Annotated in this window: 15 protein-coding genes and 1 pseudogene; 3 read left to right on the top strand and 13 right to left on the bottom strand. The window is 65.1% G+C overall.

The features are described 5' to 3' along the window. Positions 1 to 98: 98 nt before the first annotated feature. The 5 genes from ACQP2D_RS17885 to ACQP2D_RS17865 all read right to left on the bottom strand — a co-directional run bounded on the left by ACQP2D_RS17885 (position 99) and on the right by ACQP2D_RS17865 (position 4,457). Positions 99 to 1,739 carry a long-chain fatty acid--CoA ligase gene (locus ACQP2D_RS17885; RefSeq protein WP_433684815.1) on the bottom strand — a complete coding sequence of 547 codons (1,641 nt, stop codon included), beginning with the start codon at positions 1,737 to 1,739 and terminating at the stop codon, positions 99 to 101. Between the two features lie 32 nt (positions 1,740 to 1,771). After that, entirely contained in the window at positions 1,772 to 1,999 is a 228-nt protein-coding gene (locus tag ACQP2D_RS17880) for a hypothetical protein (RefSeq protein ID WP_433684814.1), read from the bottom strand. A 112-nt stretch (positions 2,000 to 2,111) separates the two neighbouring features. Beyond that, positions 2,112 to 2,963 (bottom strand): alpha/beta fold hydrolase, encoded by an 852-nt coding sequence (locus ACQP2D_RS17875; protein WP_433684813.1) that lies wholly within the window; start codon positions 2,961 to 2,963, stop codon positions 2,112 to 2,114. 3 nt (positions 2,964 to 2,966) lie between these two features. Continuing rightward, positions 2,967 to 3,875 carry a VOC family protein gene (locus ACQP2D_RS17870; protein WP_433684812.1) on the bottom strand — a complete coding sequence of 303 codons (909 nt, stop codon included), beginning with the start codon at positions 3,873 to 3,875 and terminating at the stop codon, positions 2,967 to 2,969. Positions 3,876 to 3,914: 39 nt separating this feature from the next. Next, positions 3,915 to 4,457, bottom strand: coding sequence for a VOC family protein (locus tag ACQP2D_RS17865; RefSeq protein WP_433684811.1), 543 nt, complete (start codon positions 4,455 to 4,457; stop codon positions 3,915 to 3,917). A 185-nt stretch (positions 4,458 to 4,642) separates the two neighbouring features. On the opposite strand from ACQP2D_RS17865, the gene ACQP2D_RS17860 reads away from it, so the two are divergent. Next, positions 4,643 to 5,050, top strand: a complete 408-nt coding sequence (locus tag ACQP2D_RS17860; protein ID WP_433684810.1) for a YciI family protein — start codon at positions 4,643 to 4,645, stop codon at positions 5,048 to 5,050. 23 nt (positions 5,051 to 5,073) lie between these two features. Here the strand turns inward: ACQP2D_RS17860 and dmpG are convergent, their stop codons facing one another. The 7 genes from dmpG to ACQP2D_RS17825 form a co-directional block, all read right to left on the bottom strand. After that, positions 5,074 to 6,090, bottom strand: a complete 1,017-nt coding sequence (gene dmpG / locus ACQP2D_RS17855) for a 4-hydroxy-2-oxovalerate aldolase (protein ID WP_433684809.1) — start codon at positions 6,088 to 6,090, stop codon at positions 5,074 to 5,076. Further along, positions 6,087 to 7,046 carry an acetaldehyde dehydrogenase (acetylating) gene (locus ACQP2D_RS17850; RefSeq protein WP_433684808.1) on the bottom strand — a complete coding sequence of 320 codons (960 nt, stop codon included), beginning with the start codon at positions 7,044 to 7,046 and terminating at the stop codon, positions 6,087 to 6,089. Before ACQP2D_RS17850 ends, dmpG begins: the two co-directional genes overlap by 4 nt. Continuing rightward, a complete protein-coding gene (locus ACQP2D_RS17845) occupies positions 7,043 to 7,903 on the bottom strand; it encodes a 2-keto-4-pentenoate hydratase (RefSeq protein ID WP_433684807.1) in 861 nt (286 codons plus the stop codon). The genes ACQP2D_RS17850 and ACQP2D_RS17845 overlap by 4 nt, the downstream gene beginning before the upstream one ends. A 967-nt stretch (positions 7,904 to 8,870) precedes the next feature. Next, positions 8,871 to 9,299, bottom strand: coding sequence for a DUF6069 family protein (locus tag ACQP2D_RS17840; protein ID WP_433684806.1), 429 nt, complete (start codon positions 9,297 to 9,299; stop codon positions 8,871 to 8,873). 163 nt (positions 9,300 to 9,462) lie between these two features. Beyond that, positions 9,463 to 11,181, bottom strand: a complete 1,719-nt coding sequence (locus tag ACQP2D_RS17835) for a CocE/NonD family hydrolase (protein WP_433684805.1) — start codon at positions 11,179 to 11,181, stop codon at positions 9,463 to 9,465. A 468-nt stretch (positions 11,182 to 11,649) separates the two neighbouring features. After that, positions 11,650 to 12,267 (bottom strand): TetR family transcriptional regulator, encoded by a 618-nt coding sequence (locus tag ACQP2D_RS17830; RefSeq protein WP_433684804.1) that lies wholly within the window; start codon positions 12,265 to 12,267, stop codon positions 11,650 to 11,652. Between the two features lie 529 nt (positions 12,268 to 12,796). Then, positions 12,797 to 13,009, bottom strand: coding sequence for a hypothetical protein (locus ACQP2D_RS17825; RefSeq protein WP_433684803.1), 213 nt, complete (start codon positions 13,007 to 13,009; stop codon positions 12,797 to 12,799). Positions 13,010 to 13,128: 119 nt separating this feature from the next. On the opposite strand from ACQP2D_RS17825, the gene ACQP2D_RS17820 reads away from it, so the two are divergent. Next, entirely contained in the window at positions 13,129 to 13,368 is a 240-nt protein-coding gene (locus ACQP2D_RS17820; protein ID WP_433684802.1) for a hypothetical protein, read from the top strand. 625 nt (positions 13,369 to 13,993) lie between these two features. Here the strand turns inward: ACQP2D_RS17820 and ACQP2D_RS17815 are convergent. Next, positions 13,994 to 14,104: pseudogene (locus ACQP2D_RS17815) on the bottom strand (IS5/IS1182 family transposase); the annotation flags it as partial. A gap of 196 nt (positions 14,105 to 14,300) precedes the next feature. Between ACQP2D_RS17815 and ACQP2D_RS17810 the strand changes: the two are divergent. Then, positions 14,301 to 15,011, top strand: a complete 711-nt coding sequence (locus tag ACQP2D_RS17810; RefSeq protein WP_433684801.1) for a maleylpyruvate isomerase N-terminal domain-containing protein — start codon at positions 14,301 to 14,303, stop codon at positions 15,009 to 15,011. Positions 15,012 to 15,276: the final 265 nt, after the last annotated feature.

The following is a 15,276-nucleotide window of genomic DNA, read 5'->3' as shown; positions in this document are numbered from 1 at the left end:
CCACTTGCACCGCAGGCCATTTCGCTGGCTGCATGGGCATTTGCGGACCAACCCCGCGTCACCGACGGTGATGCGGGGCCGGTCACCGAGGGAAGCGCTCAGCCGAGCGTGGTGACTTCCATGTCGCCGTCGGCGTACTGCGCGCGCAGGCGCTTCTTGTCGAACTTGCCGACGCTGGTCTTGGGTACCTCGGCGATGAAGGTCCACCGTTCCGGCAGTTGCCATTTGGCGAACTTGTCGGCCAGGAATTCACGCAGCTCCTCCGGCTTCGCCTCGGCACCGTCGGCGAGCACGATGGCCACCAGCGGGCGCTCGTCCCACTTCTCGTCGGGCACACCGATCACCGCGGCCTCGGCGACGGCCGGATGGCCTATCACCGCGTTCTCCAGATCCACCGAGGAGATCCACTCGCCACCGGACTTGATGACATCCTTGGAACGATCGACCAGCGTGAGATAACCATCGGGGCTGATCTTGCCGACGTCGCCGGTGCGCAGCCAGCCGTCGTCGAACTTCTCCGGATCCACCGGCGCGCCATCCGGGGAGTAGTAGGAGCCGGTGATCCACGGCCCGCGCACTTCCAGCTCACCCAGCGACACACCATCGTTGGCCACCACACTGCCGTCGTCGCCGACCAGACGCGCCCGCACACCGGCGGGGAAACGCCCCTGCGTCACCCGATAGGCCCACTTGTCTTCCGCGGTGACCGCGGTCGCGGGCGGATGCGCGACACTACCCAACGGCGAGGTCTCGGTCATCCCCCACGCATGCAGCACCCGCACACCGTGGCTGTCCTCGAAGGTACGCATCATCGACGGCGGAACAGCCGAACCACCCACCACAACCGCACGCAAATGCGTGATGTCCTGCGGATTCGCCGCCAGCCCCGCCAACACCCCACCCCAGATCGTCGGCACCGCCGCCGCGAAGGACGGCTTCTGCGCGGCCATGCACTCCAACAGCGGACCCGGCTGCAGGAACCGGTCCGGCATCAACAGATTCGCACCCGACATCAACGCCGCGTACGGCAAACCCCAAGCATTCGCATGGAACAACGGCACGATCGCCAAGATCGTGTCGGTTTCGAACAGCCCCATCCCGTTGTTCGCGCTGACCTGCATGGCATGCAACCAATTGGAGCGATGCGAATACACCACACCCTTCGGATCACCAGTGGTGCCGGAGGTGTAGCACATCGCCGCGGCGGAGGTTTCGTCGATCACCGGGAAGTCGTAGCTATCGGGCTGCGCGGCCAGCAACTCGGTATAGGAATGCACCTGCACACCCTGCGGCGCGGTCAGCGCCGCCGCATCACCATTGGCCACGATGACATGGCGCACGGTCTTCAGATCGGGCAGGATCCCGGCGAACATCGGCACCAGCGAACCGTCGACGATCACCACCTGATCCTCGGCGTGGTTGGCCACGAAGGCCAACTGCTCGGGGAACAGCCTGATATTGAGCGCGTGCAGCACCGCCCCCATCGCGGGCACCGCGATATAGGCGACCATATGCTCGTTGTTGTTCCACATGAACGTACCGATCCGATCGCCGACACCAATTCCCAAGCCGCGCAACGCATTTGCTAGACGCGCCGATTCCGCGCCCAGCTCACGGTAGGTCATCGTGCGTACGCCGGTACCGGTCCAGGTCGATACGGTCGAATCGCCCAAGAACGTCGATGCGTAGCGCAGCAACGTCGCCAACGACAACGGCTCGTCCTGCATGGTGCTCAACATCGGAACTCCTCTTTTCTCCAATGACTTCCCGCTCAGAAAGCCAAGTCGGTATCGGCCACCTTCGGGGTCTGCGGCGTGAGCCCGTAGCGCAACATCCAGCGGATCCCCTCGGGATACAGAATCGGCTCGCCGCTGGTGCGCACGGCACATGACAGCGCACGCTCGGGGTCGGCCCAGGCCACGTTGTCGGTGAAGCCGAGATGACGGAGAGCACGCGTGGTATCGCGGCCGAACAGGCTGAGCACCCGACTGCCGAGCATCGGCCTGCACCCGAAATTTCATGCCCAACGTCGGATCCGGCTCGATCCGGGACTGCGGGACCGGCGCCGCCATGATGTTGTCCGGCGTATCGAGCGCGGGGGCTCAGCCAGGTCAGGCCTCGGACAGGAACGGTTCCACGACGCCGAGGAACTCGGCGGTCTTCTCGATCATGGTCCAGTGGCCGCAGTTGCCCAGCACGTGCAGCCGGACGTCGGGCAGCAGTTCCAACAACGCTCCCGAGGATTCCTTCCACGGCACCACCCGGTCGTCACGCCCGTGGATCATCAGGGTCGGCTGCCCCACCTGCGCCAGCTCGGCCCCCGAGAGTGCCAGGTCATCGACCCACCGTTGGCGCGGTTCGGGGAACATCGCCGCCCAGGATTCGGCAATGGCCGGCTCGGCACTGGCCCCGTAGCGCATCTGCACCAGCTGATCGGTGATCAGTCCGCGATCGTAGGCGAACAGCCCTATGATTTCGCGCATGTTCTCCATCCCCGGCCGGTAGCTCCAGACCGTATCGAGCCCCTGGGGCAGCGCCATCGCGACACCCATCGAGCCCATGAGGACGAGGCGACGAACGGCCTCGGGGCGCTCGGCCGCCAGCGAAAGGGCGATTGCCCCGCCCATCGAGTTGCCGATGATGTCGTAGGTCTCGATACCGAGTTCGTCCATGAGCGCGAGCGCGTGCCGGGTCCACGCTTCCCGGCCCCACGTGCGCGGCTCACCGGTGGCTGTGCCCCCGAAGCCCAACTGGTCGGGGGCGATGACGCGCCGGGTCGCCGACAGCGACGGCAGTACGGGACGCCAGTTTGCCGCGGCGCTGACACCGGGACCGGATCCGTGCAGGAGCAGCAGCGGCGGCTGCGTGCTCGAGCCGCTGGGTTCCCCGGTGTCGATGACGGCGGTGCGCACCCCATCGACCTCGCGGATCGATGCGGTCAGCTGATCGCTGGTGACGGTCACTTGCTAGCTCCTCGTTGGGGTGGAATGAGTTTCGGCCACCGGGGCCGGACGCTGTGTCGAGACCCGCTTGACCGGGCCCAGCCACATATCGATCGATCCGGGTTCGTCCGGATCGAATGTGCGCGGTCGCCAGGCCGCCTCATCCTCGATGCGACGCACCCCGAACGAGTACTCGTAGGTGAAACCCTCGGGGCCGAGAAAGTAGAGGAACACCGCTGTCGACTGTGGGTGGCGACCAGGTCCCATTTCGATCTGGACGTCGTGCTCTTGCAGGAAGTGCCAGGAACGGAACACGTCGTCGATGGACTCGACCTGAAAGTTCATGTGGCACAGACCAGCGCTCTCCCCCTGGAATACGGCGAGCTTGTGGTGCACGGGATCGATCCGCATCAGGCACGCGGCGTCGCCGATCCAATCCGATACGCGGGCGTTGAAGTGCCCGTTCCAGAACCTGTAGGCCTCGTGCACATCCGGGGCGTCGAGACAGAGGTGCCCGAACTCCGTGATGCCGGCCGGCCGAGTGAAAGCGACCGGGCGGGGGATCGTCTCCTGCTGGCTGACCAGCTCGATGCGATTGCCGAAGGGGTCGTCGAAGCCGATGAACTCGGCCACGCGCCGCGAACGAGCCTCTTGCTTCGCCCCCCGCCGCACCGCGAAGCCAGCCCGCTCGAGATCACTCTCGGCCGCCTCCAGCGCATCCGAGTCGGCGACGGTGAACCCGGAGGCCAGGACCCCCGACACCCCCTCGACCAGGGCGAGACAGTGGTGGCGGGAGTCGGCGCGAAGGTGTGCGACGCCCGGTTCGGTCTCGGCGGCGAGCTCGAGACCGACGATGCGAGTCGCGAAGTCGACGGCAGTCCTGAGATCGGCGACTCCTGACCGCACGTAGGCGATGTCGGTCAGCGTGATCATGGGTTTCCTCTCCTGTGGAACCTTGCCGAAGGCGCGCTGTCAGGAGTCGATCGCGTCCGGGATGAGGTTCTTCACCAGCCCCGGCTGCAGATAGCCGGTCTCTCCGTACCGAGCGACCAGCGCCGCGTTGTCGGCCAGCAGCTTCTCGATCGGTTCGGTGAGGTCGATCGCCGCCAGGAATGGCTGGCGGGCGGGCAGCCCGGTCTGCCAGTACACCTCGCACCGGTTGCCCTCGGGATCGAAGAAGTAGATGCCGAAGGCGTTGCCGTGCGTCACGATCATGTCGAAGTCGACATCGTGCTCGATGAATCTGCGGTGCATCTCGAGCAGCTCGGTCAGATGATTGACCCGGAACGAGACCTGCTGAATGAGCTTGGTGTCCTCGTCGGCGCGCGCCACGGTCCGGCCTTCGACGAGCTGGAACTCGTGGTGCTCGAAGTTCGGTCGGGCACTGAAGAACCGCATGCCCAGATTCAGATCCTCATCCGTGACGGTCAATCCGAGGACATCGCGGTAGAACGCTGTGCTGGTCTCCAGGTCATTGCAGAAAACTCCGAAATGACCGAGTTCAGCGATCGGCATGGTGAACCTTCTTTCGATGGGTGGTGGCCGGGTCATGTGGTGGTCGATGAGCTGCGCCTCGAACGGCTCGGCTGAGGAGTCCGCACGTGGCCTCACTCCTGTTCGCTAATACCGACCGTAATGTGTATGCACTTTTGCTGTCAAGATTTCTGGATACTCAGGCTCAAATTGCATACAGTTTTGGGATGGATTCATTGCCCCCCGCTACCGATCACTACACTCCGGAACTCTCACAGCTCCTGTCACGGCTCCTGGGCCGGGACTACTGGATGGTGACCTCGACTCCGGCAGACGGAACGACCGCCGAGGACATCGCCGCCCTCCTCCCGGCCCATATCGCCTACCTGCTGGACCTCGAGGAACGCCACCTCGTCTTCGTGTCGGGCCCCCTCCTCAGCGGCCCTGGCGCTCGCATGGGATCGGGCGTCACGGTCCTACGCGCCTCCGACGAGGCCGAGGCAACTGCCATCGCGTCAGCGGACCCCTTCGTCACGGCAGGTCTGCGAACCTTTGTTCTTCATCAGTGGCGCCTCAACGAGGGCAGCGTCTCGATGCGCCTGTCATTCGGTCGCGGTACCTACGAATGGCAGTGAGCGAGTAGGGAATTCAGCCTTCCCTATGAGGTGCGGGCGGCCGTCAGGTCCAGGGCGATGTCGATGATCATGTCTTCCTGTCCGCCGACGAGCCCGCGCCTCCCAACCTCCAGCAGGATGTCGCGCACGTCGATGCCGTATCGCTCGGAGGCGGCTTCCGCATGGCGCAGGAAACTCGAATAGACGCCCGCATAGCCGAGAGTGAGGGTCTCGCGGTCCACGCGGACCGGCCGGTCCTGCAATGGACGAACGAGGTGGTCGGCAGCGTCCTGAAGCGCGAAGAGATCACATCCGTGCTTCCAGCCGTACAAGTCGGCGACGGCGACGAAAGGCTCGATGGGACAGTTTCCAGCGCCCGCGCCGTGGCCGGCCAGCGAAGCATCGACCCGGGTCACTCCCTCCTCGACCGCCACCACGGAGTTGGCAACCGACAGCGACAGGTTCTCGTGCGCGTGAATGCCGATCTCCGTAGTCGGGTCGAGTGCGTCGCGATAGGCGCGAACGCGCTCGCGGACCCCGTCCATCGTCAGCCGTCCCCCAGAGTCGGTGACATAGACGCAGTGTGCGCCATAGGACTCCATGAGCGCCGCCTGCTTCGCCAGCTCGGCGGCCGGGGCCATGTGGCTCATCATCAGGAAGCCGGACACGTCCATGCCGAGTTCGCGGGCGGTGGCGATGTGCTGCGCGGAGACGTCGGCCTCGGTGCAGTGTGTGGCCACCCGGACGGAGCGGACGCCGAGGGAGTACGCCTGCTTCAGGTCAGCGATGGTGCCGATTCCCGGCAATAGCAACGTGGTCAAGCGAGCGTGCTCGATGGTGGCCGCGGCGGCTTCGATCCACTCCCAGTCGGTGTTGGACCCGGGGCCGTAGTTCAGGGAGCCCCCGGCCAGGCCGTCACCGTGCGCGACCTCGATGCCATCGACACCGGCGGCATCGAGCGCGGCCACGATTGCGGCGACATTCTCCGGCGTGATGCGATGCCGGACGGCATGCATGCCGTCACGCAGCGTCACGTCCTGGATGAACAGGTTGGCTGTCATCGGGCTTCTTCCTTCCGCTGGGCAATGCGCTCGGCCACCTGCACGGCGGCAGAGGTCATGATGTCGAGATTTCCGGCATAGGCCGGCAGGTAATGGGCAGCGCCCTCGACTTCGAGAAACACCGAAACCTGATGGGTGGGCACGATGTCGGTGCCCTCGCGCAGCAACGTGTGCACCGGTTGGCCGTCCAGGATCGGGCTGATCTGGACCGCCTGCTTGAGCCGGTACCCGGGCACATAGGCGGCCACGTCGCCGACCATCTTCTGCACCGATGCGGTGATCTCGGCATGGACCGCCGGGTCGGGGGCTTGCACGAGGCACAAGACGGTGTCGCGCATGATCAACGGGGGCTCGGCGGGGTTGAGGATGATGACGGCTTTACCGCGCTCCGCTCCCCCGACGCTGGTGATGGCATGCGAAGTGGTCTCGGTGAACTCGTCGATGTTGGCGCGTGTGCCCGGGCCTGCCGACTTCGATGCGATGGACGCCACGATCTCCGCGTACGCGACCGGCACAACCCGCGCGACGGCCGCCACGATCGGGATCGTCGCCTGACCACCGCAGGTGACCATGTTCACGTTCGCGGCGTCGATGTGCTCCTCGATGTTGACCGCCGGAACCACGAAGGGTCCGATTGCCGCCGGGGTGAGGTCGATCAGTCGCTTGCCGTACGGCGCCAGTTTGGCCGCGTTGGCCTCGTGCGCCTTGGCCGATGTCGCGTCGAAGACGATCTCGATGTCGTCGAATCCGGCCATGTCGATCAGGCCGTCGACACCGTCGGCCGTGATGGGCACGCCGAAGCGGCCGGCGCGGGCCAGGCCGTCGGAGTCCGGGTCGATGCCGACCATGGCGCCCATCTCCAGGTGCTTGGAGAGCCGAAGCACCTTGATCATCAGGTCGGTGCCGATATTCCCGGACCCGATGACGGCGACCTTGGTCTTGCCGACGTGGTTCATGCTGCCTCTCCTGCGTAGATGTCAGTGGTCTGGCTCGGGGTTGCGCCACCTGCGAAGCGCGCCTGGACCATGCCCAAGCCGCTGATCTCGGCGATGACGTGATCACCGGCGACGACCGGTGCCATCGGGCCCAGTGCGCCCGAGAGGATGATCTGGCCGGCCCGTAGCGGATCGCCGAATTCTCGGGCGGTTTCGGCGAGCCACCGCAGGGCTTCGAGTGGATCGCCGAGGCAGGCGGAACCGGTGCCGGTGGACACTTCACGACCGTTGATCCGCATGCTCATGGTGACATCGACCGGTTGGAACTCGCTCAGGTCGCGGCGTGCACTGCCGATCACGAACAGGCCGCTCGACGCGTTGTCGGCGACAGTGTCCCCGTAAGTGATGTCCCACCCGGCTATACGGCTGTCGACGATCTCCAGGGCGGGCGCGGCGTACGCGACCGCACGACATATCGAATCGATATCGAGCGGTCCGTCGTCCAAGTCCCTGTCCAGGACGAAGGCGACCTCCGCCTCGACCTTCGGCTGGAGCAGCCGGTCCATCGCCACGACCTGCTCCTCCGAACATTGCATGTCGGCGAAGAGGACACCGAAGTCCGGCCGGTCGACGCCGAGCTGGGCCTGGACTGCCGGTGAGGTCAAACCGATCTTCCGACCGACGATGGTGGCGCCGACGTCGAGCCGGGCGGCGGTCAGGCGCTCCTGGACGGCATAGGCGGCGCCGACATCGGTGCTGCCGATCAGATCACGGACCGGCGCACAGGGTTGCCGGGTCGCTGCTGCCCGGATGAGGCGGGCCGCGGCCGCCTCGACAACGTCGGGCCCGGATCCCGGGCTGTTATTTACGAAGGACATGGACATACCGTGACCCATCTATGTGCAGCGTGGCGACGGATGAGTTCCGGTGAGCCGAACTCTTCGCGATCCGTGCATTCCGACAATTCGCCGCATCGCACGAATCGGATGCTGGAACTTCTGATTCGAGCGCCGACCGAATCAGCGATCGACAATGCGTGCGGCGCAGACGAGCACGTCTCGCGGCGGGTGTTGTAGTTCTCGGAATCGGTGACGATCGCTTGCCGAACCATTGCCCCATCCATCCAGGGCACGATTGGCGATCAGCACGTGGTGTGTTCGAGTCCGAGTCGAGTTCGACTGGATCTCGAACTGGTGGGCCCGGCAAAAGATTCGTCTCCGACCGAGCCCCTCAGATGCCGCAGCGGGCGGCACCGGTCATGTTTGTTCATCGCCAGAGCCGCTGACAAGGCATGGGCTGCAATGCTTTGCGCATATCCTGATCGATTTGAATTGTTGCCAGTCCCATTTCATACACTGCCTTCGCAAAAGTGTGCGCTGCCACGGAGTCGGCGTGGAAGTGCAACGGCGGCCAACCCGGGAATTGGACTGTGACATGGCATTTCATTGCATTACCTTGGTCGTACGGCGCGGTCAGGTGCGGACCTCTCGGTAATGCTCTGATCGAGAAGCGGGCATTTCGCCTGTCGCATACTGATATCCGGCCGCTGGCCGATGGAATCTGTCCGGTGATCACCTGGCGATGGAACTGCCCCAGGTCGCGGCGGGCGGCTCGGGAGTCGGAGGGATGCGGCTCGGGCACTCGCCTCGTCGACTTCGGCGTACCGCAGGGTGGCACCGTCGAGCCGGACGGCCGGGCGGTCGAGGTGGAGCGCCGCAAAGTCCACCGCGATCGCGGCGAAGTTGGCATGAGCACTGGGCATGTGCATGGCTCCTTCGACGTGCCGGGCCGTCGGCCGGATCAGGCTCCGCACTTTCGAACGGATCGGTTGGTTGTTTCTTCGTGCTACTTCGTTCCGGGCCGACCACCGCTACCGCGGGCCAGGAGCGGAATGAGTACGGCGGCGACCGCCACGTGCATCAGGGCGAGCGTGGCTTTGGCGGTGCCGGATGCCTGGACGTAGGCCATGGGCGCGAGCGATACCAGCAACACGGTGACGGTCAGTCGGATCCAGACGGTCGGGGCCCGGTCGGCATACCGGTCCAGCCACTTCCGCGTCGCTGAGGCGAGCAGGGAGACGACGAGCGTGCTGCCGGCGACGAGGGGCAGGCCGACGACCTGGGGCGGCCGTCCGTTGCGAGCATCGACGCGAAGTTCGACGTCGAGGCCGCGGGCTGCGGCCCACAGCAGGGCTGTGCCCAGGACGGCGCCACCGATCGCGGATGCGTAGCGGAGAAGGCTCGGGCTGGTTCGACGGGTGGATGTAGTGGTCATCAGGGCACTCCAATTAGAGGTTGGGATGGTCTTGCCTGGGCGGGTTCGCCGCGGCGTGAACAGGGGTATGTGAGGCCACGCCGGTTCCGGGCCGGGCCTCACCGAGAGGGTGATCGAGACGGAGCGGACCGCCGGGTCGGCGCGCCTGGAGGGCATTCCGTTCTCATTCGCCGTCCAGGATCGGAAGGAGCAGGCGTGAGCTGGAGTGCACCGTGTTGACGCCCGCGATGCCGACGGGGGCGTGACTGAACAGCATCATGGGGCGGAAGTCCTCGCGGGTGTCGTCACTGGTGAGGATCAGCCGGATGCGGTGCCCGCGGCGGAACCGGCGGGCATTGGCCACCAGCGGGATGCGGTAGTCGACCGGCTCCCCCACCGGGATGGGATCCCGCGTCTTCATCGGAAGGACGGGCCTGCCCGTCGCACTCGCGTCCTCGTCGACGTGGCGCATGCTGGCGCGCAGCCAGCCCTGGGTGACGTCGGTGGACTCGCCGTCCGCTCCGATGTCTTGCAGGAGCAGGATCCATCCCGTGTCGGCCGCATTACTGGTTGCGGTGAGCCGTAGCTCGGAGTGACCGACCATGTCGAGGTCATCGGGAAGGGGGTCGCTGGTCCAACTCAGCTGTGCGGGCATGGCATTCGCGCCGTCCGTGGCGTAGCTGCGCTCCCCCGGCCGCTCGTCGGCCGTGAGGGAGCCGTCCGCGTTGAGGGACAGGGCCATGTGTGTGGCCGGCGGAGGCCAGGAGTCGGCGGTGCGCCACTGTTCGGCCTCGGGCAGCCAGTAGCGGACGGCAGGGCCTTCGAGAATGCCGGTGTCCTGCCCCTTGAGCCAGTGGTCGAACCAGGCGAGCGCCTCGATGTGCATGCTCTCCCATGGCCAGGGCAAGCTGTGCTCCCCGAGCATGGCCATGCGCACGTGTGGGTTGTGGGCGAGGGCCTGCCAGGCTTTGAAGAGGCTGGGCAGATGGAGAGCAATGTTGGACCACTCGCCGCCGAGGTAGACGGGAATATCTACACGGGCGAGCAATTCGGTCAGGTCACGGTCGTCCCACCACGCGTCCCGGATGGGGTGCTCGGTGGCTACTGCGTTCAGCAGGGTCTCCCATGGGTGGGCATCGTGTCGGAAGCGGCTGACCAGCCGCAGGCCGGCGGTCACCTGAACGGCGTCGGTGTGATCGAACCGGCGGTGGACGGCGGGAATGGCGAGAACTTTGCGCAGCAGACGGGACAGGCCCTTGCGGTAGAGACGGTCGCCGTGGGCGGACAGGAACCCCAGCGAACGGAACCAAGGGGTAATGAAAGACTCGCTCAACAGGCCGTTGTGGTAGCTGGCTCCCCACGCCTCGATAGTGACGTTGAAGGGAAACAGCGCCTTGAGGTGAGGCGGGCGCTGGGTGGCCGCCTCCATCTGGGTCATGGCGTAGTAGCTGATGCCGATCATGCCTACGTTCCCGTCGCACCACGGCTGCCCGGCGACCCACTCGATCAGGTCGAACAGGTCCTTGCGCTCCTGCTCGTCGAAGAAGGTGTAGGTGCCGCCCGAGCCCACCGTGCCGCGCAGGTTGGCAATGACATGGGCGTAACCGCGGGGCACCCAGAAGTCACTGGCGCCGGCCTCGATGATGGCCGCAGGGGCACCGAGGTCCTGGAGTTGGCGGGGATAGGGTGCCGCCGCGATGAGCGCGGGGAATCTGCCTTCCGCGTCGGGCCGGTGAATATCGGCCAGGAGCTGGGTGCCGTCACGGACCGGAACGGACACATTGTCCTCGCGGATCGTCCCGTGCAGAGCCGGGGACAGGTTGCGGTACTGACGACCTGTGGTCTGCGGTCCGTTTAGCTCACGCTGACCGGGCTCCACACCTGCGGCCTTGAATCGCGCCATTGCACTCCATTTCCACGTGTACGGAAATTAACAGTCCTCACCGTACGCGTGCCGGCTCACTGCGGGCAAGGAAAATTTCCACAGTCCGTGAAAATATGGTGGGTCTGGTCGGGTGCAGCCCCGAGCGGTCGCTGCTTACCAGACGTTCACGGGAGCTCGCCGCCACAGCGGCACACGTTCAGGGCGGGCACAGGAAGCCTTGGACACGCCCCTCCATCGGGCACGCGCTCGCCGCGGTGGCGCGGTAGGTCTACAACCCGAACCAGACGTGCTGGCCACGCGGGAGCAGGACCGCACCTTGCGGCGGACCAGGGCGTAGACCAAGAGCACGGGCCGCGCCCACCTCACCCTCGCCCCTGGCCCGGATCAGGCGGACAGAATGCGCGAACCGTCGGTGACGCCACCGGGCGCCGCACTACAAGGCGAAGGGCTGGCGGGCGATGTCCGGGCCCGGACACTCGCTTCCGGTCAGGCGTTCCCCGGGATGTCCTCGCCCAGGGCGCCCGTGAGGTAGTGCTGCACAGTTGGCGCGATCAGGCGGATGACCTGCTCTGAGGGGATGTCGGCGATGCGGTCGATCGCCCAGACGTAACGTGTCATCGCCAGGCCCACGATCTGCGTGGAGACCAGATCTGCACGCAACTCGGCCTCGTCGTGGGGAAGACTCGCCGACACGACCTGCAGGACAAGAGCGGAGAAGACGGAGCGGAGGCGCTCCATGGCGAAGGGCGCGTGACTTGCCGCGAGGATGATCGAGCGCAGGACCTCCGAGGTGGCCGGGTCGTCCCACATGCGCAGCGCCGCCTCCACGAAGGCTCGCCCCCGCTCCTCCAGCGGCACCTGGGCGGCCTCGGCAATGCCCTTACCGAAGGCATCCGGCGGCTCCAGCGCCGCCTCGAGCAGTCCCGTCTTGTTGGAGAAGTAGTAGTTCACCAGGGTGGGATCCACATCGGCGGCCTGTGCCACCGACCGCAGTGAGGTCCCGTTGTAGCCCCGCTCGGCGAAGGATTTGCGAGCCGCCGTCAGGATGCGGTCCGCCTGCGCGCCACGTTCCCCACGCGGCCCTCTTCCTGCTCGTGCCGCCATGTCCCACTGTCCCCCTTTTTGCCCGTTTCATGAGCGTGCGTGATTGCCTGGTGATGCTGTTTCAGCATCTACTGAAATATATTTCAGTATGCCGTGAAATTGCAACCAGGACGAGGCCTGGGGCGCTCTGGGCAGATCGGTTCGGCAGCGGTCGGCTTCTTCGGCCGGCCCGGCCGCCGCGAGCTCAGTCGTCCCTGATCCGTGCCGACTTCTGTTGACACTCCCGTGATCTGGCACGAAAACGTGGGGCAGGGATCGGTCCCATGCGGACCTGGGACGCATTGGGCCGAGTCCGCACCGTCCGCCGCTGAATCCCGCCCACGGCCACGGCATGAGTGCAGATCACGTTGCTTACGTCAGCACCCATTTCGATCTAGCAAACTAGTTGGATGCGCGACAGAGCAGTGGCGCACCTGCGGTTTTCTGCAGCGGTTCCCACATTCCCCTATACATAGTTAACCGACTGTGCGTAAACTGTGACCAAGCTGATATCAAAAGACGACCGGGAAGGTCGGCAGCCCTGTAGGCGCTAGGTCGAAACGATCACACGTCCCGCGAGTTGCCCATGAGGTCGGCGAGCAGAAGTCCACAACCGGCTCGCGATCTGCAGGCTCACCCTCTCGTCATCATATTGAAGATCGACCGCCATGACACTGCGGCGGACAGCAATAACGAGACGGTAGCCGCGATTTCGTGCGTTGCCGAACAGGTAAGCGTTTCCACAACACCAGAACTGCTGCATCGGCGAGCCTCAGCGGCTCTTGCTTCCCGGGTCCGCGCTACCCGACCACGTTGCCGGAACCCGATCCCCCTGTCCGAGAAACCAATTCACAAGATCAGTACAGCCACGAAGGAGCTGCAATGCGCAAGAAGGTCGAAGAAGCACTACATCAAGATTTCAATCGCTGGAGCGAACTGGTCGACCGCGCGGCACACGCGGATAACGAATTCGAAAGAGAGAAACCCGCTTTGGCTGCGGCAGAGCTGGAAATGAAGTGGATCCGCACCGCCGCCGAAGACTGGAGAACACTGCACGACCAGTGGTGCGAAAGAATCGACCGAGCGCGAGCAAGTCTGAAGTCCGAATACGCTCTGCTCTGAGCCATATCGTCGAATCGACCTGAACGGTCGAGGAGCATCACGAACCCGAGCGGTCCTGTACCGGCCATGTCTCAGATCGGCTGGTCACCGGTCAACTAGTGGCGATGCCGTACTTCCGTCCATTTGATGACCGGTGTGTATTGCCCGGTCCAGCAAGGACTTTGGTCAACGCCCGCATGGTGTTGCCCAGCCCTTCCCCAGGCGTGGGTTCACGCGTTTTGCGACCGCGAGAACGCGGCGCAATGGTGGTTGACCGCGCCCCAGGTCAAGCGTCGTCGAGCATGGCGGCGAGAAGTACGCCGTCGAGGAATCCTCCGGCAGCGGGTCGCCGACCACGCCTTGCTCACCCTGGGTCGCCGGAGTTACTTGCGAGTCGCCGGAGTTACTTGCGATCGGCCGCCGCGATCACAGCCAGCTCGACCACGTCGATGGCGGTTCCGCCAGCGAACCAGTGCCGCACCAGTTTTCCTGCCGCGAGCGACGATCGGGTGCCGACTCCCCACGACGGCGTCGCGGACAGCGAATACGGGTCGCAGCACCGTCACTGAACCGCTTCCAGTAGATCCCCAGCAGTCGGCAATTGCGGATCGGGCGAGCGAGCTTTCCGGGTAGAGGCGTGTCATGGTCATGCGGTCCGATCGTGCTCGATGTGAAGCAGCATGAGAGTCACGGCGACGAGAGCACCGATGCGCCACGGGCACAAGCTGATTCATTGCAGGGCTTTGAACATGGTTTGAGCAGAGGGGGCGGCTGCGGGCCATCACCCGTGCTGGTCGAGACTGCCGATTGCCCAGCCGTACCGGGCGGGCGAGCCCTCGTACGGGCACGCGCGATCGGGCTGACCCGCGAGACGATGAGCGACTCGCGGGCGAAGATGAGCAGTGTGAACTTGCCAGTCGATAGTTGTGCAATGACCAGGAGCAATGTCGATCATGAACGCTGAACGCCCTCGCACCGCCATGTCCGAAGCAACCGGTGAAGATATTGTGCTGCAGGCTTTCCGCGCGGAGAGTTCGCGATTGTCCGAGGTGCTCGGGGAACTGACCGAGGCGCAATTCGCCCTGACGACTCCGTGCCCGCCATGGAACATCGCCGAATTAGTGGTGCACATCACCTCCGCTGTCGCCCGTGTCCTCGCGGGACTCACCGCGCCCGCGCCACCTCGAGCGAATATCGTTGCCGCCGACTACTACCGGCCGGCGATCTTCGACGACGCTGCCAATGCCGAGCGGGTGCGCATGGCCCAAAGCGACGCCGCCATGTATCGGAATGCGACCGCGATCACCGCGGCATTCGACGACACTTGGCGGCAGACCGACACAGCGATATCGGGGCAACCCGCCGATCGCCTGATCACCACCCGATGGGGCGACGGCATCCTATTGAGCGAGTTCATGATCACCCGTGTGGTCGAACTGGTTCTGCACGGCCTCGACATCGCCATCGCACTCGGCGTATCTGCATGGACTACATCAGAAGCCGCTACCGTCGTGGGCGATTTCCTGCAGATCGAGCCAGCCACTACCCACCTGGGTTGGGACCGCCGGACCGCATTGGCCAAAGCCAGCGGCCGCTCCGCGCTGTCCACCAGGGAGTCAGCCGAACTCGCGCGCCTGAACATCACCTGGAGACGGTTCGGTTAGTTGAACAACAACTCGATTAAGACCGGCCGCCTGATGTCGGCCATCGTTGTGCGCAGATGCAGGCCGCCGCCGCGACAAGCCGGCCCCGCCCCCGAGTCGCCCCGTCAGCCGTGGTTGCCGAGAAGACCACGGGAGCGGCCGCCAGGACAATTCCACATTGCGGCAACATCTCTCATGTACTCCTTGATTCGCCGGCTCGGCCGCATGGACTCCGACGAGGAGTACTTCACGCTCCCGCTCGTCGTCCCTCTGGGCTCGGGCGCAG

Origin of the sequence: Nocardia sp. CA-119907 (genome assembly GCF_050955995.1) — a bacterium.
In the GTDB taxonomy this organism is placed as follows: domain Bacteria; phylum Actinomycetota; class Actinomycetes; order Mycobacteriales; family Mycobacteriaceae; genus Nocardia.
This window is presented reverse-complemented; position numbering and strand designations above follow the sequence as displayed.